This is a genomic window from Paracoccus sp. BR5-17 (genome assembly GCF_055693925.1).
Window position 1 is genome coordinate 1,793,748 of record NZ_JBVFUV010000003.1, and the last position, 20,999, is coordinate 1,814,746.

At 68.3% G+C, this 20,999-nt stretch carries 19 protein-coding genes and 1 pseudogene; 11 read left to right on the top strand and 9 right to left on the bottom strand.

Going from position 1 to position 20,999, the window contains the following annotated elements; translation table 11 throughout:
* Positions 1 to 91 precede the first annotated feature (91 nt).
* Together ACZ1HC_RS10345 and radA are read right to left on the bottom strand one after the other, a co-directional pair.
* The gene (locus ACZ1HC_RS10345) at positions 92 to 688 is read right to left on the bottom strand and encodes a CvpA family protein (protein ID WP_472699903.1); all 597 of its coding nucleotides are present in this window, start codon (positions 686 to 688) and stop codon (positions 92 to 94) included.
* Positions 689 to 729: 41 nt separating this feature from the next.
* Entirely contained in the window at positions 730 to 2,094 is a 1,365-nt protein-coding gene (radA, locus tag ACZ1HC_RS10350) for a DNA repair protein RadA (RefSeq protein WP_472699904.1), read from the bottom strand.
* A gap of 136 nt (positions 2,095 to 2,230) precedes the next feature.
* On the opposite strand from radA, the gene ACZ1HC_RS10355 reads away from it, so the two are divergent.
* From ACZ1HC_RS10355 to ACZ1HC_RS10370, 4 genes are read left to right on the top strand one after another with little or no spacing between them, the layout of a single operon-like run.
* Positions 2,231 to 3,529 (top strand): lipoprotein-releasing ABC transporter permease subunit, encoded by a 1,299-nt coding sequence (locus tag ACZ1HC_RS10355; protein WP_472699905.1) that lies wholly within the window; start codon positions 2,231 to 2,233, stop codon positions 3,527 to 3,529.
* Positions 3,522 to 4,193 carry an ABC transporter ATP-binding protein gene (locus ACZ1HC_RS10360; protein WP_472699906.1) on the top strand — a complete coding sequence of 224 codons (672 nt, stop codon included), beginning with the start codon at positions 3,522 to 3,524 and terminating at the stop codon, positions 4,191 to 4,193. The genes ACZ1HC_RS10355 and ACZ1HC_RS10360 overlap by 8 nt, the downstream gene beginning before the upstream one ends.
* A gap of 49 nt (positions 4,194 to 4,242) precedes the next feature.
* Complete coding sequence (locus ACZ1HC_RS10365) at positions 4,243 to 4,653, top strand: c-type cytochrome (RefSeq protein ID WP_472699907.1); 411 nt, start codon at positions 4,243 to 4,245, stop codon at positions 4,651 to 4,653.
* A complete protein-coding gene (locus tag ACZ1HC_RS10370; RefSeq protein ID WP_472699908.1) occupies positions 4,653 to 5,159 on the top strand; it encodes a phosphatase PAP2 family protein in 507 nt (168 codons plus the stop codon). The genes ACZ1HC_RS10365 and ACZ1HC_RS10370 overlap by 1 nt, the downstream gene beginning before the upstream one ends.
* Here the strand turns inward: ACZ1HC_RS10370 and ACZ1HC_RS10375 are convergent.
* The 4 genes from ACZ1HC_RS10375 to fabA form a co-directional block, all read right to left on the bottom strand.
* Positions 5,156 to 5,983, bottom strand: a complete 828-nt coding sequence (locus ACZ1HC_RS10375; protein ID WP_472699909.1) for an alpha/beta fold hydrolase — start codon at positions 5,981 to 5,983, stop codon at positions 5,156 to 5,158. The genes ACZ1HC_RS10370 and ACZ1HC_RS10375 overlap by 4 nt on opposite strands.
* A 62-nt stretch (positions 5,984 to 6,045) precedes the next feature.
* On the bottom strand, positions 6,046 to 6,834 hold the full coding sequence (locus ACZ1HC_RS10380; protein WP_472699910.1) for an enoyl-ACP reductase FabI: 789 nt from the start codon (positions 6,832 to 6,834) through the stop codon (positions 6,046 to 6,048).
* A gap of 11 nt (positions 6,835 to 6,845) precedes the next feature.
* A complete protein-coding gene (fabB, locus tag ACZ1HC_RS10385) occupies positions 6,846 to 8,075 on the bottom strand; it encodes a beta-ketoacyl-ACP synthase I (protein WP_472699911.1) in 1,230 nt (409 codons plus the stop codon).
* Between the two features lie 37 nt (positions 8,076 to 8,112).
* Positions 8,113 to 8,622: a bifunctional 3-hydroxydecanoyl-ACP dehydratase/trans-2-decenoyl-ACP isomerase gene (gene fabA, locus ACZ1HC_RS10390; protein WP_472699912.1), complete on the bottom strand. Its 510-nt coding sequence runs from the start codon at positions 8,620 to 8,622 to the stop codon at positions 8,113 to 8,115.
* Between the two features lie 156 nt (positions 8,623 to 8,778).
* Here fabA and gshB point away from each other — a divergent pair, with 156 nt between their 5' ends.
* Both gshB and ACZ1HC_RS10400 read left to right on the top strand, forming a co-directional pair.
* The gene (gene gshB, locus ACZ1HC_RS10395) at positions 8,779 to 9,729 is read left to right on the top strand and encodes a glutathione synthase (RefSeq protein WP_472699913.1); all 951 of its coding nucleotides are present in this window, start codon (positions 8,779 to 8,781) and stop codon (positions 9,727 to 9,729) included.
* 111 nt (positions 9,730 to 9,840) lie between these two features.
* On the top strand, positions 9,841 to 10,461 hold the full coding sequence (locus ACZ1HC_RS10400) for a hypothetical protein (protein ID WP_472699914.1): 621 nt from the start codon (positions 9,841 to 9,843) through the stop codon (positions 10,459 to 10,461).
* 28 nt (positions 10,462 to 10,489) lie between these two features.
* On the opposite strand, the gene ACZ1HC_RS10405 is transcribed toward ACZ1HC_RS10400, so the two are convergent.
* A complete protein-coding gene (locus tag ACZ1HC_RS10405) occupies positions 10,490 to 10,990 on the bottom strand; it encodes an Lrp/AsnC family transcriptional regulator (RefSeq protein ID WP_472699915.1) in 501 nt (166 codons plus the stop codon).
* A 144-nt stretch (positions 10,991 to 11,134) separates the two neighbouring features.
* Between ACZ1HC_RS10405 and trxB the strand changes: the two genes are divergently transcribed.
* The 3 genes and pseudogenes from trxB (at position 11,135) to ACZ1HC_RS10420 (ending at position 14,973) form a co-directional block, all read left to right on the top strand.
* Entirely contained in the window at positions 11,135 to 12,130 is a 996-nt protein-coding gene (gene trxB, locus ACZ1HC_RS10410; RefSeq protein WP_472699916.1) for a thioredoxin-disulfide reductase, read from the top strand.
* 187 nt (positions 12,131 to 12,317) lie between these two features.
* Entirely contained in the window at positions 12,318 to 13,826 is a 1,509-nt protein-coding gene (locus ACZ1HC_RS10415) for a glycerol-3-phosphate dehydrogenase (protein ID WP_472699917.1), read from the top strand.
* 2 nt (positions 13,827 to 13,828) lie between these two features.
* Positions 13,829 to 14,973: pseudogene (locus ACZ1HC_RS10420) on the top strand (iron-containing alcohol dehydrogenase).
* Positions 14,974 to 15,022: 49 nt separating this feature from the next.
* On the opposite strand, the gene tkt reads toward ACZ1HC_RS10420, so the two are convergent.
* Positions 15,023 to 17,053: a transketolase gene (gene tkt / locus ACZ1HC_RS10425; RefSeq protein WP_472699918.1), complete on the bottom strand. Its 2,031-nt coding sequence runs from the start codon at positions 17,051 to 17,053 to the stop codon at positions 15,023 to 15,025.
* Between the two features lie 143 nt (positions 17,054 to 17,196).
* Here tkt and ACZ1HC_RS10430 point away from each other — a divergent pair, with 143 nt between their 5' ends.
* Together ACZ1HC_RS10430 and fba are read left to right on the top strand one after the other, a co-directional pair.
* Positions 17,197 to 17,961, top strand: coding sequence for a DeoR/GlpR family DNA-binding transcription regulator (locus ACZ1HC_RS10430; RefSeq protein ID WP_472699919.1), 765 nt, complete (start codon positions 17,197 to 17,199; stop codon positions 17,959 to 17,961).
* Positions 17,962 to 18,147: 186 nt separating this feature from the next.
* Positions 18,148 to 19,182: a class II fructose-bisphosphate aldolase gene (fba, locus tag ACZ1HC_RS10435; protein WP_472699920.1), complete on the top strand. Its 1,035-nt coding sequence runs from the start codon at positions 18,148 to 18,150 to the stop codon at positions 19,180 to 19,182.
* Between the two features lie 55 nt (positions 19,183 to 19,237).
* Here the strand turns inward: fba and ade are convergent, their stop codons facing one another.
* Positions 19,238 to 20,932, bottom strand: a complete 1,695-nt coding sequence (gene ade, locus ACZ1HC_RS10440) for an adenine deaminase (RefSeq protein ID WP_472699921.1) — start codon at positions 20,930 to 20,932, stop codon at positions 19,238 to 19,240.
* Between the last annotated feature and the right edge of the window lie 67 nt (positions 20,933 to 20,999).

Genomic DNA, 20,999 nt, shown 5'->3' on the forward strand with positions numbered 1-20,999 from the left:
GCGGGCAGGCCGCGAAGTCACGCCCCCGCAAGCCCGAGGGGCGGTTTTTCGTCGCCGCGCCGTCACATCGGGCAGTCTTGCCGCCCGCGCCTCAGTCCGCGGCGGGGGGCGTCTGCTGGGCCGAGGGGGTGGCCGCGGCGGTGCAGCCGGCCACCATCTGTTCGTAGCGGCTGACGATCCAGCCCGGCGCGTCGTCGGGGATCTGCTGGTCCATCTGGCTGCGCATCCGTTCGAACACCTGGGCCGATCGGCTGTTTTCCACCACCTCGACCTGCTGGCTGGTCATCACCCGGTCATAGACGATGAAGGCGATGGCGACCAGCAGGATGCCGCGCGCCACCCCGAACAGAAAGCCCATCCCCTGATCGACGCCGCCCAGGGCGGAACGCTGCACCACCGTCGAGAAAAGCGGCGTGATGATCGAGAACACCACGAGCGCCAGGGCGAAGACCACCGCGAAGCCGGCGATGGTGGCCAGTTCGCAGCTGTCGCCCAGGAAGCGGTCCAGGACCGGCAGCTGCGCGATCAGCGGGCGCATCGCGGCTGCGAAGATGAAGGCCAGGACGGCCGCGCCGATCCACCCCAGGATCGCCAGCGATTCGCGCACGAAGCCACGGGACCACGCCAGGATGGCCGATAGGATGATGACCGCAGCCACCACCGCGTCGATTACCGTAAATCCGTCCATGCCCTGTCCCTTGCGCCGGTCATGTTGTCGTTTCAGGGACTTCAGCCGGCGCCGAAGACCTCTCCTGCAAATCCGGTCAGGTCGGCGATGCGCTGCACGCTCATGCCGCCCGCGCCCTCGACCTTCTGGCTGTCGGGCAGGATCGCCTGTGAAAAACCAAGTTTCTGCGCTTCTTTCAACCTGTTTTCCGCCTGCGCGACGGGGCGCAGCGCGCCCGACAGGCTGATTTCGCCGAAAAGCACCGCCTCGGGGGGCAGGGCGCTGTCCTCGCGCGCCGACAGAAGCGCGCCGGCGATGGCCAGGTCGGCCGCGGGTTCGCTGACCCGCATCCCGCCCGCCACGTTCAGGAACACGTCCAGCCCTGCGAAGGGGATGCCGCAGCGGGCCTCCAGCACGGCCAGGATGGTGCTCACGCGCCCGCTGTCCAGGCCCACGACGGTGCGGCGGGGCGAGGCCAGGGTTGATGGCGCCACAAGCGCCTGAACCTCGGTCAGGACGGGGCGGGTGCCCTCGATCCCGGCAAAGACGGCGCTTCCCGGGACCGGCTGGCCCCGTTCGGACAGGAACAGGGCCGAGGGGTTGGCGACCTCGGCCAGCCCGCTGCCGGTCATCTCGAAGACGCCGATCTCGTCGGCGGGGCCGAAGCGGTTCTTGACCGACCGCAGGATGCGGAACTGGTGGCCGCGCTCGCCCTCGAAATAGATCACCGTATCGACCATGTGTTCCACCACGCGGGGACCGGCGATCTGGCCTTCCTTCGTGACATGGCCCACCAGGAAGACCGCCACGCCCTTGCGCTTGGCAAAGGTCACCAGCTCGTGCGCGGCCGCCCGGACCTGCGCCACGCTGCCGGGCGCGGCCTCGACTTGGTCGGACCAGAGGGTCTGCACGGAATCGATGATGGCAAGATCCGGGCGTTCGTTGTCCAGCGTCGTCAGGATGTCGCGCAGGTTGGTCTCTGCCCCCAGGCGCACCGGCGCGTCGGCCAGCCCCAGCCGTTGCGCGCGCATCCTGACCTGGGCGCTGGCTTCCTCGCCGCTGATATAGACGGCGTTCAGGCCCCGGCGGGCGAAGGCCGCGGCGCCCTGCAGCAGCAGGGTGGACTTGCCGATGCCGGGATCGCCGCCGACCAGCACGGCGCTGCCCGGCACCAGCCCGCCGCCCAGGACGCGGTCCAGTTCCTCCATCCCGGCCAGGTGGCGCGGGGGCGGGGCCTCGGTCGTGGCGAGGATGCTGAGGGGGACCGCGCGGCCCTTCGCGGCGCCCAGGCCCCGGCCCGGCCCCTGCGAGAGGGGCGCTTCCTCGACGATGGTGTTCCAGGCGCCGCAGGCGTCGCAGCGCCCGGCCCATTTCTTGTGGGACGCACCGCAGGCGGTGCAGGTGAAAGCAGGGGTGGATTTTGCCATGCCCCTGATGTGGCACCTGGCGGCGGCCGTCGCAAGTTGGGTATTTGAAGCAAAGAAGAAGCCCTCACGCCTTTGTCGGCTTGATCTTTGCAGGCCCTGCCGTCAGGTTCCCCCGCGCAAGATCAAGGCCTCCCGCATGTCCCCCGCGCCGTTTTCCCGATACGAGTTCATGATCGCTTGGCGGTACCTGCGCGCCCGCCGCGCCGAAGGCGGGGTCAGCGTGATGACCTGGATCAGCCTGATCGGCATCGCCCTGGGGGTGATGGCGCTGATCGCCACGCTGGCCGTGCGCGCGGGCTTTCGGGCCGAATTCGTGGATACGATCCTGGGGGCCAATGCCCACACCACCGTCTACATGGCCCCGCAGCGCATCACCAACGAGTTCACCGAGGATGTCTATGTCGTTCCCGGCCGCATCGCCGATTACGACGCGATGGCCGCCAGGCTGGCGCAGGTTCCGGGCGTCACGCGCACCGCGCCGGTCATCCGCGGGCAGGTGATGGCCACGGCCAACGACAGTTCGAACGTGGCCGAGGTTTACGGCGTAAGCCTTGACGACCTGCGCGCGATGCCGCGCATCGTGGACCCCGGGACATCCGTGGGCAGCCTGGACGATTTCGACCGCGGCATCGCCATCGGCGCGGGCATCGCCCGCGAACTGGCGGTGGGCCTGGGCGACAAGGTCCGCCTGATCGCGCCGGAAGGGGCGCGCACCGCCATCGGCACCACCCCGCGCGTCAAGGCCTACGAGGTCACCTACATCTTCAGCGCCGGGCGCTATGACATCGACCGCACGCGCATCTACATGCCGATGGCCGAGGCGCAATCCTATTTCAACCGCGAAGGCGTCGCCGACGAGATCGAGGTCTTCGTCAGCGACCCCGAACGGGTGGACGACTGGACGCTGCCGCTGATGCGGGCCGCGGGCGAGGGGGCGCAGGTCTGGAACTGGCGCGACTCCTCGGGGTCGTTCCTGGCGGCGCTGGACATGGAGGACGACGTGATGTTCGTGATCCTGTCGGTGCTGGTGCTGATCGCCTCGATGAACATCACCTCGGGGCTCATCATGCTGGTCAAGAACAAGGGCCGCGACATCGGCATCCTGCGGACCATGGGCCTGACCGAGGGGGCGGTGCTGCGGGTGTTCTTTCTGTGCGGCGCGTTCACCGGGATCATCGGCACCCTGGCCGGGGTGATCCTGGGCGTGGCCCTGGCGCTGAACGTGGACAGCATCATGGCGGCGCTGAACGCGCTGACCGGCGGCGGCGCCTGGCAGCCCGAGGTGCGCGGCATCTATCGGCTGCCCGCGGAACTGCGCGCCTGGGACATCTTCCGCGCCGTCGCCCTGTCGCTGGCGCTGTCCTTCGTCGTCACCATCTTCCCCGCGCGCCGCGCCGCGCGCCTGAACCCGGTCGAGGCGCTGCGCTATGAATGAGGTGTTGCGCCTGGAGGGGGTGGGCAAGACCTATGGCAAGGACGGGCCGACGCCGGTGCCGGTGCTGCGCGGCCTGGATCTGTCGGTCGCGCGCGGCGAGGTCGTGGCCCTGGTGGCGCCCTCGGGCGCGGGCAAATCGACGCTGCTGCATATCGCCGGGCTGCTGGACACGCCCGACAGGGGCCGGGTGATCCTGCAGGGGCGCGACATGACCGGCCTGCCCGACCGCGCCCGGACCGAGGCGCGTCGGGCAGAGCTGGGCTTCGTCTATCAGTTCCACCATCTTCTGCCCGAGTTCAGCGCGGCCGAGAACATCGTCCTGCCGCAGCTTGCCAACGGCGTGCCCCGCCACGAGGCGGCAGCCCGGGCTGCCGATCTGCTGTCCCGCGTCGGGCTGACCGGCCGCGCGGATCATCGCCCGGCGGCCCTGTCGGGGGGCGAGCAGCAGCGGGTGGCCTTCTGCCGGGCGCTGGCGAACCGGCCCGCGCTGCTGCTGGCGGATGAACCCACCGGGAACCTGGACCCCGAGACATCCGAGCGGGTTTTCGACATGCTGATGGCGCTTGTGCGCGACACCGGCCTGTCGGCGCTGATCGCCACCCACAACCACGACCTGGCCCGGCGCATGGACCGCGTGATCCGGCTGAACCAGACCGTTGCGTGACCCGTCCCGCCGGGGCAAGATCGCGCCAAGCAACCAGAAGGGGACAGCGATGAAGGCAACATGCGGGGCGGCCCTGGCCGGGTTGACCGTGGCGGGTCTGATCGCGGCCTGCGCGCCGCAGATGACCGACCAAAAGCAGGCGCGCAACGACTTCAACGCGCTGTGCGTCGATTGCCACGGTCCGGACGGCCGGGGCGGTGGGCCGGCGGCCCAAGGCATGATCCCGCATCCGGTCGATCTGACCCGGGTGGCTGCGAACAACGGCGGGGTGTTTCCGCGCCTGCAGGTGATGGGCCACATCTATGGCTTCACGCCCGGCCGCAGCGAATCGCCGATGCCGGAATTTGGCGACCTGCTGGACGGGCCGACCATTCCCTATGACGCGGGCGACGGCATTCCGACCCCCACGCCCGCGCGCCTGGTCGCCCTGGTGGACTATGTCGAGGCGATGCAGCGCTGATGCTGCGCCGTCCCCTGCTGGCTGCCGCCACTGCGGCGGCCCTGGCCCAGCCCGCACCGGCAGAGCCCTTCGACGATTTCGGCACGGCCATGAAATACGGCCTGCCGCTGGCGGCCGCGGTCTGCGCCGCGCGCGACGACCGGCTGGAGGATTTCGCGGTCCGGGGCGCGCTGCAGGCGGCGGTCGTTCTGGGCCTGAAGACCTGGCTGGACGGCAGGCCCATCTCGATCCGGCCGTCGGGCGAGGGGAAGGGCTTTCCCTCGGGCCATTCTGCCGCGGCGGCCTTCGGGGCGGCCGATCTGGCGGGCAAGTGCTTTCCCGACGACCGGGCCGCCGGCCTCGGCCTCTACGGGGCCGCGGGACTGGCAGCGGCCAGCCGCGTCCATGCGGGCGAACATACGGTTCAGCAGGCCCTGACCGGGGCGCTGATCGGCTTCAGCTTCGGCGCGGCCGACTTCGGCATCGGCACCGACGGCGCCAGCTTCAGCGTCGGTCTGCGCTTCTAGGCCCCGCAGCGGTCCAGCCAGGCCTTGATCACGGCCAGCGATTCCGGCTCGTCCAGCCAGGGAATATGCGCGCGGTTCGGGACGCTGGCGAAGATCGTGTCGGGGCGGCGGCGGATCATCTCGGCCGCGGCATCGGCCGAAAGCAGATCCGAATTGGCGCCCCGGATCAGCGCCACCGGCAGGCCGGCGGTGGCATCCCACAGCGGCCACAGGTCGGCCGCCTCGCCCTCGAAGGCGGACAGAAAGGCCTCGCGCAGGGCCGGGTCGTAGCGGATGCGCAGGCCCTCCGGCGTCTCGTCGTAATGGCGCCGGGCGTCCGCAAGCCAGCGTCCCTCGGGAACATCGGAAAATCCCGTCATCATGTCCGGCAGGCGCGCGGCAAGCGCCTCATGCGTCGGCGCCACGGGGTTGCGCCCCACATAGTCGAAGATCCGCTCCAGCCCCCGGCGCTCGAGCGCGGGGCCGACGTCGTTCAGGCACAGGCCCAGCATCCGATCATGCGCGACCGCCGCCAGCAGCAGCCCGATCAGGCCGCCCCGCGATGTGCCCAGCACGGCCGCCCTGCCGACCCCCAGATGATCCAGCAGCGCCAGCGCGTCCTTGCCTTCCCGCGGCACGGTGTAGGTGGCGGGGCCCGTCCATTCGGAAAGGCCCCGCCCGCGGTAGTCCATGCGGATCAGCCGCACGCCGGACAGATGCGGGGCAAGATGGTCGAAATCGCCCATGTTACGCGTCAGTCCGGCAAGGCACAGCACCGGCAGGCCTTCGCCTTCATCCGAATAGGCCAGCCGCGCCCCGTCATCCGCCGTGAAGAAATCGATCATGACCTGCCTTGGACCTCAAATATCCCACGGGGGTCCGGGGGTGTGAAACCCCCGGCGCCGCCTCACAAGTTCTCGCTCTGCGGCATCCCCAGGACGTGATAGCCGCCATCGACCAGGACGATTTCGCCCGTGGTGCAGGCGCCCCAGTCCGACAGCATCCAGACGGCGGTGCCGCCGATCGCCTCGAGCGTGGCGTTCCTGCGCAGGGGCGCATTGGCCTCGGTGTGGCGGAAGGTCTTTCGCGCCCCGCCGATGGCCGCGCCGGCCAGCGTCTTCATCGGGCCGGGGCTGATCGCGTTGACGCGGATCCCGTCGGGCCCCAGGTCATTGGCCAGGTAACGCACCGCCGATTCAAGCGCCGCCTTGGCAACCCCCATGACGTTGTAGAAGGGCGTGACCCGGTTCGAACCGCCATAGGTCAGCGTGACGATCGACCCGCCGCCGGTCATCAGCGGGTGGGCGCGGCGCGCTACCTCGATCAACGAATAGCACGAGATTTCGAGGCTGTGCTTGAAGTTCGCGCGGCTGGTGTTCATGAACCGGCCGGTCAGCTCGTTCTTGCTGGAAAAAGCGATCGCGTGGATCAGGAAGTCCAGCCTGCCCCAGCGTTCGGCGATGGCCGCGAAGGCCCCATCCAGCGACGCGTCATCGGTCACGTCCACGTCCAGCAGGAAATCCGACCCGACCGAGGCCGCCAGCGGCTGCACCCGCTTGCCGAAGGCCTCGCCCTGGTAGGAAAAGGCAAGCTCGGCGCCCTGGTCCGCCAATGCCCTGGCGATGCCCCAGGCGATGGAATGGTCATTGGCGACCCCCATCACAAGCCCGCGCTTGCCTTGAAGAAGATCGCCCATGTTGACCCCACCTATTCCAGGTATCTCGACATCAGCAGGGTGGCGTTGGTTCCCCCGAAGCCGAAGCTGTTGGACAGCACGGAATCGAGGCCGGCATTGTCCACCCGGCTCGTCACAATCTCGCTTGGCGAAAGCTCGGGGTCCAGAGTAACGACATTTGCAGATGCTGCAATGAAGTCATTTTGCAACATCAGCAGGCTGTAGATGGCCTCGTGCACGCCGGTGGCGCCCAGCGAATGGCCGGTCAGCGACTTGGTGGAACTGATCGGCGGCGTGTCGCCCTCGCCGAAGATGCGCCGGACCGCCTTGACCTCGCCCACGTCGCCCACCTGGGTCGAGGTGCCGTGCGCGTTGATATAGCTGACCTTGCGGCCTTCGGGCAGGGTCTGCAGGGCGACGCGCATCGCCCGCTCGCCGCCCTCGCCCGAGGGGGCCACCATGTCAAATCCGTCGCTGGTCGCCCCGTAGCCGGTGACCTCGGCATAGATCTTCGCGCCGCGCGCCAGGGCGTGGGACAACTCCTCCAGCACCACGACGCCGCCGCCGCCCGCGATCACGAAGCCGTCGCGGCTCGCGTCATAGGGGCGGGACGCGGTTTCGGGCGTGTCGTTGTATTTCGACGACATGGCGCCCATCGCGTCGAACAGGCAGGACAGGGTCCAGTCCAGCTCCTCGCCGCCGCCGGCGAAGACGATGTCCTGCTTGCCCATCTGGATCTGTTCGACGCCGTTGCCGATGCAATGCGCCGAGGTCGCGCAGGCCGATGTGATCGAATAGTTCACGCCCTTGATCTTGAAGGGGGTGGCCAGCGTGGCGGAATTGGTGGACGACATGCAGCGCGTCACCATGAAGGGGCCCATCCGCTTGGGGCTGCCCTTCTCGATCACCGTCTGGTGGGCCTGGAAGAAGTTGCTGGTGGACGGACCGCCCGACCCCATGATCAGCCCCGTGCGCGGGTTCGAGACGTCGCTTTCCTCAAGCCCCGAATCCCGGATCGCCTGTTCCATGGCCAGGAAGTTGTAGGCGGCCCCCGGTCCCATGAAGCGCAGGTTGCGCTTGTCGATATGGTCCTCCAGCACGATCTGCGGCATCCCGTGGACCTGGCTGCGAAAGCCGTGTTCGGCGTATTCGGGGGCGAAGACGATTCCCGACCGGCCGGCCTTCAGGCTTTCCGTGACCTCCTGGGCGTTGTTGCCGATGGGCGAGACGATGCCAAGCCCGGTGATGACGACGCGCCGCATGGGCCTCCCTCCTTCTCATGTGTCCGATCCGCCGCCGTCAGCTGGACGACAGCGCAACCTTCATGTCCTTGACCTGATAGATGGTCTCGCCATCCGCCTCGACCCGGCCATCGGCCACGCCCATGGTCAGGCGCCGCGTCTGCACGGCCTTGGTGAAGTCGACGGTATAGCGCAGCAGCTTGCGGTCGGGGCGCACCATCCCGGTCAGCTTCACCTCGCCCACGCCCAGGGCATAGCCGCGCCCCTGCCAGCCGCGCCAGCCCAGGTTGAAGCCGGTCAGCTGCCACAGCCCGTCCAGGCCAAGGCAGCCCGGCATGATCGGATTGCCGGGAAAGTGGCAGGCGAAGAACCACAGGTCCGGGGTGATGTCGAATTCCGCAACCACATGCCCCTTGCCGTGTTCGCCGCCATCCTCCGAGATGTCGGTGATGCGGTCCATCATCAGCATCGGCGGTTCGGGCAGCTGCGCATTGCCGGGGCCGAACAGCTCGCCCCGGGCGCAGGCCAGCAGGTCGCCCTTGTCGAAGCGTGTCTTGTCCATCGCCATGCGGTCTTGCCCTTCCGTCAGGCCTTCCGGCCGGCCTTTTCAAGTTGACGCCCCGTCTATCACTTGGGGCCGAGCGCGTGCAAGTCAATGCGCGGCGCCGCTTGCATCCCGCGGGACGGCGGGCGACAAGCACCCCAACCGCCAAGGAGGATCGCCATGAGCCTGTATGTCGCCCTGCAGATGGACCCGATCGAGAACGTCTCAATCACCGCCGACAGCACCTTCCGCATCGGGCTCGAGGCCCAGGCGCGCGGCCACCGGCTGTTCCAGTACACCGTGGACCGGCTGCGCTACGACGAGGGCCGCGTGATCGCCCGCGGACGCCCCGTGACGCTGCGCCGCGAGCCGGGCAACCACGTCACCTTCGGCGACTGGGCCGAGGTCGATCTCTCCGACTTCGACGTGGTCTGGCTGCGCCAAGATCCGCCCTTCGACATGGCCTATGTCACCTCGACGCATCTTTTGGACCGGGTGCATCCGAAGACGCTGGTGGTCAACGACCCGTTCTGGGTCAGGAACTGCCCCGAGAAGCTGATGGTGCTGGACTTCCCCGACCTGACGCCGCCGACCATGATCGCGCGGGACCCCGCCGCGATCCGCCGCTTCCGCGACCGGCACGGCGACATCATCGTGAAGCCGCTCTATGGCAATGGCGGGGCAGGCGTGTTCCACCTGGACCCCGAGGATCGCAACTTGTCCTCGTTGCTGGAACTGTTCGCTGGCATCAACCGCGAGCCGATGATCGCGCAGAAATACATCCACGCCGTCAGCAAGGGCGACAAGCGCATCATCCTGGTCGATGGCGACCCCGTCGGCGCCATCAACCGCGTGCCGCAGACAGGCGAGGCGCGGTCGAACATGCATGTCGGCGGACGGGCCGAAAAGATCGGCCTGACGGACCGCGAATACGAGATCTGCAAGCGCATCGGCCCGGTACTGCGCGAAAAGGGCCTGATCTTCACCGGCATCGACGTGATCGACGGCTGGCTGACCGAAATCAACGTGACCTCGCCCACGGGGATCCAGGAGCTTGAGCGGTTCGACGGGATCAACGCGGCGGAGAAGATCTGGGAGTCGATCGAACGGCGGGTGTCGGGGATGGATTGATCTCCTGTTGCAGAACTTGTCAAAGCGGGGCGTAGCAATCATCTTAGGCGCATAAAAAATATTCGGGAACTACTCCTTCCGCTGACTCGGTTTCTTCAGGTGAGGAAAGCAGTGGCCATAGAATATTGGGACGAAGGCCGACAGCGCTGGATTCTTTACCGCACTGAGGCTGAACACAGTGCCGACTGCAGAGCTTACCCATATGATGCTATGCCCTGTCGAGTTTTCCTCGACACAAATATTGTGAATCTTCTGGTTAATTATTTAGATCAAATATTTGAACCCCAGCCCCTTACTAAATTTGCCGACGCTACCCTGGAAGAGGATGTAGAAGCGTTGATGCACATCTTCTACGTAGGAAGACGCGCAAATTGGGCTATCATGACGTCGCGCAAGAATCTCGATGAAATCGGCAATACGCCTGACAGTACACTTCGAGAACAGTTGCGGGATTTTGCAGTGGAACTGATTGTCTCCGACGATGAGGCAAACGCCTATGCCTCGGTTGTTGGTAGAAGAATGATTGATGCCCCTTTTACTAGGGGCTTGCCTGATGAGGCGGATCGCGAACTGATTGGGAACGCCGTCGGCCTTGAATGTGACGTGTTTTGCACCAGAGACAGACGGACTATCATTAAGAAGCGCAGTTCCTTAAATCAATTACCGATCCGGGTCTTAACCCCTCTGGAGTGGTGGCGTCATGTGAAGCCTTGGGCTGGGCTCTTCTACTAACGCCTGAACCGCCTATGCACGCATTCCCTCACCCCGCCTCGCGCACCCGCTCCTCCACCACCTCGAAGGGCACTCCCGGCTGGTCCTTCGCGGCGCGGATCACTAGGGATGTCTTGACGCTGGCTACGTTCGGCGCCGCCGTCAGCGATTGCGTCAGGAAGCGCTGGAAGGTGGACAGATCCGGCGACACGCATTTCAGGATGAAGTCGATCTCGCCGTTCAGCATGTGGCATTCGCGGACCAGCGGCCAGCCCTGGACCAGCGTCTCGAAGGCCGAGAGATCCCGTTCGGACTGGCTGGCCAGGCGGACCATCGCGAAGACCTGCACCTCGAAGCCCAGTTCGCGCGCGTCGATGTCGGCGTGATAGCCGCGGATGAAGCCGGTTTCCTCAAGCGCCCGGACCCGGCGCAGGCAGGGCGGCGCGGATATGCCGACGCGGCGGGCCAGTTCGACATTGGTCATCCGGCCGTCGGCCTGAAGTTCGGCCAGGATCTTGCGATCGATATCGTCCAGTTTCGCGCCGGCCATGCTGCTCTTTCTTGATCGGTCCTGAAGGTTGGCGGAAACTACAATGGGGGGCCGTCGCGCGCAACATTCTTTCCGGGGACTTGCTTCGTTGCGATTTGCGGCGGGAACGACTAGGTCATGTACAAACACCGGATGGGGCGCAAGATGACCGAAAGCACGCATGTCAAACTTCTGATCGTGGGGTCCGGTCCGGCGGGCTATACCGCCGCCGTCTATGCCGCGCGCGCCATGCTGAAGCCCATGCTGATCCAGGGGATGCAGCCCGGCGGGCAGCTGACCATCACCACCGAGGTCGAGAACTGGCCGGGCGAGACCGAGATCCAGGGCCCCGCACTGATGGTCAAGATGGAGGAACACGCCCGCGCCATGGGCGCCGACATCGTCGTGGACATGGTGACCTCGCTGGACCTGCAGAAACGCCCCTTCACCGCCACCTGCGACAGCGGGCGGGTCGTGACGGCGGATGCGGTGATCCTGGCCACCGGCGCGCAGGCCCGCTGGCTGGGGCTTCCCTCGGAGGAGAGGTTCAAGGGCTTCGGCGTGTCGGCCTGCGCCACCTGCGACGGCTTTTTCTATCGCAACCGCGAGGTCGTGGTGATCGGCGGCGGCAACACCGCGGTCGAGGAGGCGCTGTTTCTGACCAAGTTCGCCAGCAAGGTGACGCTGGTCCACCGCCGCGACAGCCTGCGGGCCGAGAAGATCCTGCAGCAGCGCCTGTTCAGGAACCCCAGGATCGAGGTGATCTGGAACCACGAGCTGACCGAGATCCAGGGCACCGACGCCCCCCTGGGAGTGACCGGCGTGGTGCTGACCTCGACCGCGGACGGCAGCACCCGCACGATCCCCGCGGACGGCGTGTTCGTGGCCATCGGCCATGCGCCCGCCAGCGAGCTGGTCAGGGACCAGCTTGAACTGCACCACGGCGGCTATGTGAAGGTAGAACCGGGCAGCACCCGGACCTCGATCCCCGGGGTCTTCGCGGCCGGCGACCTGACCGACCACGTCTATCGCCAGGCGGTGACAAGCGCCGGAATGGGCTGCATGGCGGCCCTCGATGCCGAGACCTGGCTGGCCGAGCATGACGAGGCCGGCCCCCCCGATCCCGACCACGCCTGGCGGGAAGACGCGATGGCGGGCTGACCGGACAGGGCACCGATTGCCGCGCCTATGCAGGCAGGCTAGCCCGTCCGAAGGCCGACCCGCCGCCCGGGCCGGAACCCGTCCCGGGCCGTGAGGCGTTGTCTGCCACCCCGTGCCGCGTCGGTGCGGGCCCTGCCGCCCGCACCGGACGCGCCAGCCGCAGCCCCAGGCCGAAAGGACACCGACCATGACCCGTGACATCATCGACCTGTTCGTGATCGGCGGCGGCATCAACGGCGCGGGCGTCGCGCGCGATGCCGCAGGCCGGGGTCTCAGCGTCGTGCTGTGCGAAAAGGACGACCTGGGGCAGGGCACTTCCTCGCGGTCGGGCAAGATGGTCCACGGGGGGCTGCGCTATCTGGAATACCGCGAGTTCCGGCTGGTCCGCGAGGCGCTGATCGAGCGCGAGGTGCTACTGGCTGCCGCGCCCCACATCATCTGGCCGATGCGCTTCGTGCTGCCCCATTCCCCGCAGGACCGCCCTGCCTGGCTGGTCCGCCTGGGGCTGTTTCTCTATGACAACCTGGGAGGACGCAGGAGGCTGCCGGGCACGCGCAGCCTTGACCTGCGCCGCGCCCCCGAAGGTGCGCCGCTGCTGGATCAGTATCACAGGGGCTTCGAATACAGCGACTGCTGGGTGGACGACGCCCGGCTTGTGGTGCTGAACGCCCTGGGCGCCGCCGAAAAGGGCGCGACGGTGCTGACGCGCAGCCCCTGCATCTCGGCCCGGCGCGAGGACGGCGCCTGGACCGTCCAGACCCGCAGCGAATCCACCGGCGAGATCCGCACCTTCCGGGCGCGCTGCCTGGTCAACTGCGCGGGGCCCTGGGTGTCCCAGGTCATCGCCGATGTCGCGCAGTCGCGTTCGACCCGCAAGGTCAGGCTGGTGAAGGGCAGCCATGTGATCGTCCCGAAATGGTGGTCGGGAAGCCAGGCCTATCTGATTCAGAACCACGACAGGCGCGTGATCTTCGTCGTTCCCTATGAAGGCGACAAGGCGCTGATCGGCACCACCGACGTGCCTTACGAGGGCCGCCCCGAGGATGTGGCCGTCTCGGAGGACGAGATCGGCTATCTGCCGGCCGCGGTGAACCGCTATTTCAAGGAAAAGCTGCGGCCGTCCGACGTGCTGCACGCCTATTCCGGGGTGCGGCCGCTGTTCGACGACGGCGCGGGAAACCCCTCGGCGGTGACGCGGGACTACGTCTTCGATCTCGATGCCGCGGGCGGCGCGCCGCTGCTCAACGTGTTCGGGGGCAAGATCACCACCTATCGCGAACTGGCCGAACGCGGGATGCACAAGCTGCGGGACGTCTTTCCCGCAATGGGGCCGGACTGGACGGCCGAGGCGCCCCTGCCGGGCGGCGAGATCGCCAATGCCGACATGGAGTCCTTCATCCAGTTGCAGCGCGAACTGCACCCCTGGATGCCCCGGCCGCTGGTCGTCCACTACGCCCGGCTTTACGGCGCGCGGATCCGGCAGGTGGTGGCCGGCGCCATGAACATGGCGGATCTGGGCCGTCACTTCGGCGGCACCCTCTACGAGGCCGAGGTGCGTTATCTGGTGTCGCGCGAATGGGCGCGCACGCCCGAGGACATCCTGACCCGCCGCACCAAGCATCACCTGCATCTGACCCCCGCCCAGCAGGCGGCCTTCGCGGACTGGTTCAGCGGCGCGGGCGTGGCGGGGGCCTGATGATCGCGCCCTTCGCCTTCGCCGCGCCGGCCGGGATCCTGTTCGGCAGGGGGCAGGCCGACCGGGCGGCCCCGCGGGTGGCGGGGCTGGGACAGCGGGTGCTGCTGGTGCATGGCCGCGACGGCGCGCGGGCGGCATGGCTGGCCGATGCGCTGGCGGCGCAGGGCTGCGCTGTCGCGGCTTTCCCCGCCCCGCGAGAGCCTGACATCGGCCTTGTGCAGGATGGCATCGCCGCGGCCCGGGGCGCGCAGGTGGTCGTGGCGCTGGGCGGCGGGTCGGTGATCGACACCGGCAAGGCCATCGCCGCGCTTGTTCCCGCCATGCGCCCGCTGCTGGATCACCTCGAGGCGGTGGGGCGGGGCCTGCCGCTGGACCATCCCCCTTGCCCTTCGTGGCCATCCCCACCACCGCCGGCACCGGGGCCGAGGCCACGCGCAACGCCGTGATCGGCGTGCCCGACCACCGCCGCAAGGTCAGCCTGCGCGACCACCGGATGCTGCCGCGCCTGGCCATCGTCGATCCCCGCCTGTCCGAGGGCTGCCCTCGCGCGGTGACGCTGGCCTCGGGGCTGGACGCGCTGACCCAGGTGATCGAGCCCTTCGTCTGCACCCGGGCCAACCCCTGGACCGACGCGCTGTGCCGCGACGCGATCCCGCGCGGTCTGGCGGCGATCCGGCGGCTGATGGAGGCCGAGGACGGCGGTGCCCGCGACGACATGGCCTGGGTCAGCCACTGCGGCGGGGTGGCGCTGGCCAATGCCGGCCTGGGCGCGGTCCACGGGCTGGCCGGACCGCTGGGCGGGCTGAGCGGTGCCCCGCACGGCGCGATCTGCGGGGCGCTGCTGCCGCACGTGCTGGACGCGAACCGCCGCGCCGCCCGCGACCCCGACATCGTCGAACGGCTGGATCAGGTCGCCCGCTGGATCGGCGCGGCCTTCGGCAGGCCCTTCGCCTCGATGCCCGAGGCGGCGCGGGGGCTGGGCGACTGGTCCCATGCGGCGGGACTTCCCGCCCTGTCGGCCCTGGGCGCCGGTCCCGAGGCTCAGGCCGCCGCAGCCCTGGCCGCGGCGCAATCGCCGTCGATGGCGGCCAATCCGGCGGTTCTGACCGAAAACCAGTTGCGCCGCATCATGGAGGAGGCCGGCTGAAGGGCGCGGGGGCTGCGGGCGGCGCCGTTGCCGGCGCAGCCCGGTCGGGTCACCGGCCGGTCAGGGCCTTTGCCCGCGCGACGATGGCATCCGCGGTGATGCCGAACTCCTGATACAGCCGGTCGATGGGGGCCGAGGCGCCGAAGCCCGTCATGCCGATCACGTCGTCCTCGGACGCGACGTAGCGCGTCCAGCCGAACTTGCCCGCGGCCTCGACCGCGATGCGCGGCGCCTGGCCCAGGGTCGCCTTGCGGTATTCCTCGGGCTGGGCCTCGAACAGTTCCCAGGACGGCATCGACACCACGGCGACCGACAGGCCGTCGGCGTGCAGGGCCTCGGCGGCCTGGACGGCGATGGCGACCTCGGTGCCGGTGGCGATCAGGGTCAGGTCGCGGCCCTGGCCGTACTGGCGGATCACATAGGCGCCCCTGGCGGTCAGGTTCTCGTCCCCCGCATCCAGCCGCAGTTGCGGCACGTCCTGGCGCGACAGGGCCAGCAGCGAGGGCACATGGCGGTTGCGGATCGCGATGTCCCAGGCTTCCAGCGTTTCCACCGTGTCGGCCGGGCGCAGCACCGTCAGGTTGGGGATGGCGCGCAAGGATGCCAGATGCTCGATCGGCTGGTGGGTCGGGCCGTCCTCGCCCAACCCGATGCTGTCATGGGTCATCACGAAGATCGTGCCGACCCCCATCAGCGCCGACAGGCGGATGGCGTTGCGGGCATAGTCGGAAAACACCAGGAACGTCCCGCCATAGGCGATGAAGCCGCCATGCAGGTTGATCCCGTTCATTGCGGCGCACATGCCGAATTCGCGCACGCCATAGCCGATATAGCGGCCCGGCGCCTGCCGCGTGTACTGGCTGTCCACGGCCTTGACGCGGGTCAGGTTGGAACCGGTCAGGTCCGCGGACCCGCCGATCATCTCGGGCAGGGCGGCGGTCAGGGGTTCCAGCGCCATCTGGCTGGCCTTGCGGGTCGCGGCCTTCTTCGGTTCCGCGAACAGGGCGGCGCGGGCGGCCTTCAGCGCGTCCTCGTAGGCCTCGGGCAGGGTCCCGGTCAGGCGGCGCTGGAACTCGGCCCGGACATCGGCGCTGCGGTCCTTCAGCCGCGCCTCCCAGGCCTCGCGGTCGGCGGCCCCGCGCGTGCCGATCCGGCGCCATTCCGACAGCAGCTCCTCGGGGATCACGAAGGGCTCATGCGGCCAGCCGATCGCCTCGCGGGTCAGCGCGGCCTCGTCGCGGCCAAGCGGGGATCCGTGGGCCGAATAGGTGCCCGCCTTGTTGGGCGAGCCGAAGCCGATCACCGTATTCATGGCGATCAGCGAGGGCTTGCCGGTTTCCGCCTTCGCCGCCGCGATCGCCGCATCAAGCGCCCTGGCGTCATGGCCGTCGCATTTCTGGACGTGCCAGCCGCAGGCCTGGAACCGCGCGGCCACGTCCTCGGAAAAGCTGATCGAGGTCGGGCCGTCGATGGTGATGTCGTTGTCGTCGTAAAGCACGATCATCTTGCCCAGGCCCAGATGCCCGGCCAGGCTGATCGCTTCCTGCCCGATGCCTTCCTGCAGGCAGCCGTCGCCGACAAAGACATAGGTGCGGTGATCCACCAGATCGTCGCCGAATTCGGCGGCCAGACGCCGTTCCGCCAAGGCCATGCCGACGGCGGTGGCGATGCCCTGGCCCAGCGGGCCGGTCGTCGTCTCAATCCCCTTGGCGTGTCCATATTCGGGATGGCCCGCAGTGATCGAGCCCCACTGGCGGAAGTTCCTGACCTGATCCAGGGTCATGTCCTCGTAGCCGGTCAGGTGCAGCAGGCTGTAGAGCAGCATCGAGGCATGGCCGTTCGACAGCACGAAGCGGTCCCGGTCCGGCCAGTCGGGGTTCTTCGCGTCGAACTTCAGGTGGTTGCGAAACAGCACGGTGGCCGCGTCCGCCATGCCCATCGGCGCGCCCGGATGCCCGGAATTGGCCGCGTTCACCGCGTCGATGGACAGGGCGCGGATGCAGTTGGCAAGCGCGAAGTTCTGCGGATCCAGATCGGCCTTGGCGGCGATCCGGGGGTCCTTGGGCGAATCTAGGGGCATGTGGTCCTCCGGCGGTTTGCGGGTCAATACCGTGGCCCGGACCCGATCACAACGATCATAACAAACTGGCCGCTCATGGTAACAAGATCGATGTTGATAAACCCGCAGGCGGTGTTACAAGCCCCCGACCGGGGAGGATCAAGGTGAAGCGCGACGAACGCAGGCGGGCGATCGTGGATCTGCTGCCGGGGGCGCGGATCCTGGGACTGGACGATCTGGCCCGCCGCTTTGGCGTGTCGCGCATGACCATCCACCGCGATCTCGACGACCTCGAACAGGCGGGCCTGCTGCGCAAGGTGCGCGGCGGGGCCACCGTCGAGGCGGGTGCCCAAGCGGAAAGCGACTTCCGCATCCGCGCGCTGCAGGACGGCGAGGCGAAGGCCCGCATGGCCCGCGCCGCGCTGGACCTGGTAGAGCCGGGGATGGCGGTGATGGTCAATGACGGGTCGATGGCCGCGCTGCTGGGGGCCGGGCTGGCGGACAAGGCCCCGCTGACGGTCATCACCAACAACGCCGCGGTGATCGACCGGCTGAAGAAGGCGCCGCGCGTCACGCTGATCGCGCTGGGCGGCACCTACAGCGCCAGGTTCAACGGCTTCTTCGGCATCGGGACCGAGGACGCGCTGTCGCGGCTGCGCGCCGATCTGGCCTTCGTCTCAAGCCCCGCCGTCTCGGGCCTGCGGGCCTTCCACGGGGACGAAGCGGTGATGCGCGCCAAGCGGGCGATGATCCGGGCCGCGGACCGCGCGGTGCTGCTGGTCAACCATGCACGCTTCGGGCGGTCTGCCCTGCACGCAGTGGCGGATCTGGAAGTCTTCGACGCCATCATCACCGACGCCCCGCCGCCGCCCGAAGGTCGCGCCGCCATCGACCGGGCCGGGTTGCCGCTGATCATCGCCCGGGACTGACGGGGCAGGCGCCTGACGCCGACCCTGCGCCCGGCCGCCTGCGCCGCGGGCCAGATCGCGCCCAGGCGGTCGGTTATCGCAAACTGTTAGCGGTACATGACATGACGCCCCGGACTTTCGGCGCTAAGCACGGGTTCGAGACGATCCTCGGCTCTCTGGCCGAAGAACCCACGGAAGGATAACGACATGGCTATGATTACCCTGCGCCAGCTTCTCGACCACGCGGCCGAGAACGGCTATGCGGTCCCCGCCTTCAACATCAACAACATGGAGCAGGGTCTGGCGATCATGACCGCAGCGGCCGAGACGCGCTCGCCGGTGATCATGCAGGCCAGCCGGGGCGCGCGGGCCTATGCCAACGACCTGGTGCTGGCCGGGCTGATCCAGGGCTTTGCCCGGGCCTTCCCCGACATCCCGCTGTGCATGCACCTGGACCACGGCAACGGGCTTGCGACCTGCGCCACGGCGATCCAGAACGGCTTTACCAGCGTGATGATGGACGGCTCGCTGAAGGCCGACGGCAAGACCCCCGCCGATTACGCCTACAACCGCGACATCACCGCCAAGGTGGTCGAGATGGCCCATGCCTGCGGCGTCTCGGTCGAGGGGGAACTGGGCGTGCTGGGGTCGCTGGAAACCGGCACCGGCGATCAGGAGGATGGCCACGGTGCCACCGAACAACTGGGCCACGACCAGCTTCTGACCAACCCGGACGAGGCCGTGCGCTTCGTGGGCGACACCCATGTGGACGCGCTGGCCATCGCCATGGGCACCTCGCACGGCGCCTACAAGTTCTCGCGCAAGCCCGACGGCGACATCCTGGCCATGCACGTGATCGAGGAAATCCACACTCGCCTGCCCAACACCCACCTGGTGATGCACGGATCATCCTCGGTCCCCGAGGATCTGCAGCAACTCATCAACAACTACGGCGGCGACATCAAGCCCACCTGGGGCGTCCCGGTCGAGGAGATCCAGCGCGGCATCAAGCACGGCGTGCGCAAGGTCAACATCGACACCGACAACCGCCTGGCCATGACCGCCGCGATCCGCAAGGTCTTCGCCGAAGAGCCGTCCGAGTTCGACCCGCGCAAATACCTCAAGCCCGCGATGCAGATGATGAGCCAGGTCTGCAAGGACCGGTTCGAGGCCTTCGGGACGGCGGGCAATGCCGACAGGATCGTGGCGCTGCCGCTGTCGGCGATGGCCGCGCGATATTGATGCGGCGGGACCAGTGAAGAAAACGGGCCTCGCCGGGCGGCGGCGGGGCCAATCCCTATCCCGGGATGATCTCGAAGCGCGTCACGTCGATCATGCCGCGGTCGGTGATCTTCAGCGCCGGGATCACGGGCAGGGCCAGGAAGGCCATCTGCAGGAACGGCTCGTCCAGCGTCACGCCCAGCGAGGCCGCGGCCCGGCGCAACCCGCCCAGCAGGTCGCGGACGGTCTCGAAGGGCTCCAGGCTCATCAGGCCGGCGACGGGCAGGGCCAGTTCGGCCAGGATGCGGCCCCCGTCCGCCACCACGAAGCCGCCCTCGATCTGGCTCAGGCGGTTCGCGGCCAGGGCCATGTCCTGATAATCCGCGCCCACGGCGATGATGTTGTGGTGGTCGTGGCAGACGGTCGAGGCGATGGCCCCGCGCCGGATGCCGAAGCCCTGCACGAAGCCGGTGGCGATGTTGCCGTTCCGGCCGTGCCGCTCGATCACGGCGACGCGCATCAGGTCGCGGTCGGGGTCGGGGCGCTTGTCGCCGTCCAGCGGGGGGATATCCTCGGACAGGTGGCGGGTGATGATCTTGCCTTCGATGATGCCGATCACCGGGGTTTCGCTGCGGTTTCCCGCGCAGCGGAAATCGGCGGCCGCGACGCGCGGCGCCTTGACCGAGGCGCGGCCCACCGCGGCCAAGGGCCGGCGCGCGGCGAAGGCTGCATCGTCCACCACCCGCCCCCCCGCCAGCACCAGCCGGGCGTGGCACCCTTCCAGGCTGTCGATCGCCACGATGTCGGCCCGCAGGCCCGGCGCGATCAGGCCGCGGTCCTTCAGGCCGAAGGCCTCGGCCGCGGACAGGGAAGCCGCGCGATAGACCGCCAGCGGGGGGCTGCCGCGCCGGATCAGGTCGCGGATCATGAAGTCAAGATGCCCGTGTTCGGCGATGTCCAGCGGATTGCGGTCGTCGGTGCACAGGCACATGTAGGGCGCCGTCACCTCTGTCAGGACCGGTTGCAGCGCGGCCAGATCCTTGCTGACCGAACCCTCGCGGATCAGCACGCGCATCCCCTTGCGCAGCTTTTCCAGGGCCTCCTCGGCCGTCGTGGCCTCGTGTTCGGTGCGGATGCCCGCGGCGACATAGGCCGACAGGTCGCGCCCGGTCAGCTGCGGGCAATGGCCGTCGATGTGGCCGCCCGAAAACAGCCGCAGCTTCGCCATCGCGTCCAGATCGCGGTGGATGACGCCCGGATAGTTCATGAACTCGGCCAGCCCGATGCCCGAGGGATGGCCCATCAGCGGCGCCAGATCCCCCGCCTCGATCCTTGCGCCCGAGGTTTCCATCGCCGTCGAGGGCACGCAGGACGACAGTTGCACCCGAAGGTCCATCAGCAGGCATTCGCTGGCCTTCTGGAACCAGGCGATCCCTTCGGGGCCGACGACATTGGCGATCTCGTGGGGGTCGCAGATGGCGGTGGTGATGCCGCGCGGGGTCACGCAGCGGTCGAACTCGTGCGGGGTGACAAGGCTGCTTTCGACGTGCAGATGCGTGTCGATGAAGCCCGGCACCAGGGTCAGGCCGGCCACGTCGATGACCCGGCGCCCGTCATAGTCGCCCAGCCCGGCGATGCGGTCGCCGCAGATCGCGACATCGCCCGTCATCATCGTGCCGGTGACAAGGTCGAAGACGCGCCCGCCCCGCAGGACCAGATCGGCGGGTTCATCGCCGCGCGCCTGCGCAATGCGCCGTTCAAGATCGTCCATGTGGCCTCCGTCTTTGGCGACAGAAGACCCGACGGGAGGCGCGGCGTCCAGAGATGATGCAGGGCAA

Coding starts and splice junctions, on each gene's coding strand:
- fabA (WP_472699912.1), bottom strand. CDS start 8,622: ATGGCGATGGACAAGACACGCTTCGACAAGGGCGACCTGCTGGCCTGC.
- ACZ1HC_RS10380 (WP_472699910.1), bottom strand. CDS start 6,834: ATGGGCGATCTTCTTCAAGGCAAGCGCGGGCTTGTGATGGGGGTCGCC.
- gshB (WP_472699913.1), top strand. CDS start 8,779: ATGAGCCTGTATGTCGCCCTGCAGATGGACCCGATCGAGAACGTCTCA.
- ade (WP_472699921.1), bottom strand. CDS start 20,932: ATGGACGATCTTGAACGGCGCATTGCGCAGGCGCGCGGCGATGAACCC.
- ACZ1HC_RS10365 (WP_472699907.1), top strand. CDS start 4,243: ATGAAGGCAACATGCGGGGCGGCCCTGGCCGGGTTGACCGTGGCGGGT.
- radA (WP_472699904.1), bottom strand. CDS start 2,094: ATGGCAAAATCCACCCCTGCTTTCACCTGCACCGCCTGCGGTGCGTCC.
- fba (WP_472699920.1), top strand. CDS start 18,148: ATGGCTATGATTACCCTGCGCCAGCTTCTCGACCACGCGGCCGAGAAC.
- ACZ1HC_RS10405 (WP_472699915.1), bottom strand. CDS start 10,990: ATGGCCGGCGCGAAACTGGACGATATCGATCGCAAGATCCTGGCCGAA.
- ACZ1HC_RS10375 (WP_472699909.1), bottom strand. CDS start 5,983: ATGATCGATTTCTTCACGGCGGATGACGGGGCGCGGCTGGCCTATTCG.
- fabB (WP_472699911.1), bottom strand. CDS start 8,075: ATGCGGCGCGTCGTCATCACCGGGCTTGGCATCGTCTCGCCCATCGGC.
- ACZ1HC_RS10370 (WP_472699908.1), top strand. CDS start 4,653: ATGCTGCGCCGTCCCCTGCTGGCTGCCGCCACTGCGGCGGCCCTGGCC.
- tkt (WP_472699918.1), bottom strand. CDS start 17,053: ATGCCCCTAGATTCGCCCAAGGACCCCCGGATCGCCGCCAAGGCCGAT.
- ACZ1HC_RS10360 (WP_472699906.1), top strand. CDS start 3,522: ATGAATGAGGTGTTGCGCCTGGAGGGGGTGGGCAAGACCTATGGCAAG.
- trxB (WP_472699916.1), top strand. CDS start 11,135: ATGACCGAAAGCACGCATGTCAAACTTCTGATCGTGGGGTCCGGTCCG.
- ACZ1HC_RS10345 (WP_472699903.1), bottom strand. CDS start 688: ATGGACGGATTTACGGTAATCGACGCGGTGGTGGCTGCGGTCATCATC.
- ACZ1HC_RS10355 (WP_472699905.1), top strand. CDS start 2,231: ATGTCCCCCGCGCCGTTTTCCCGATACGAGTTCATGATCGCTTGGCGG.
- ACZ1HC_RS10415 (WP_472699917.1), top strand. CDS start 12,318: ATGACCCGTGACATCATCGACCTGTTCGTGATCGGCGGCGGCATCAAC.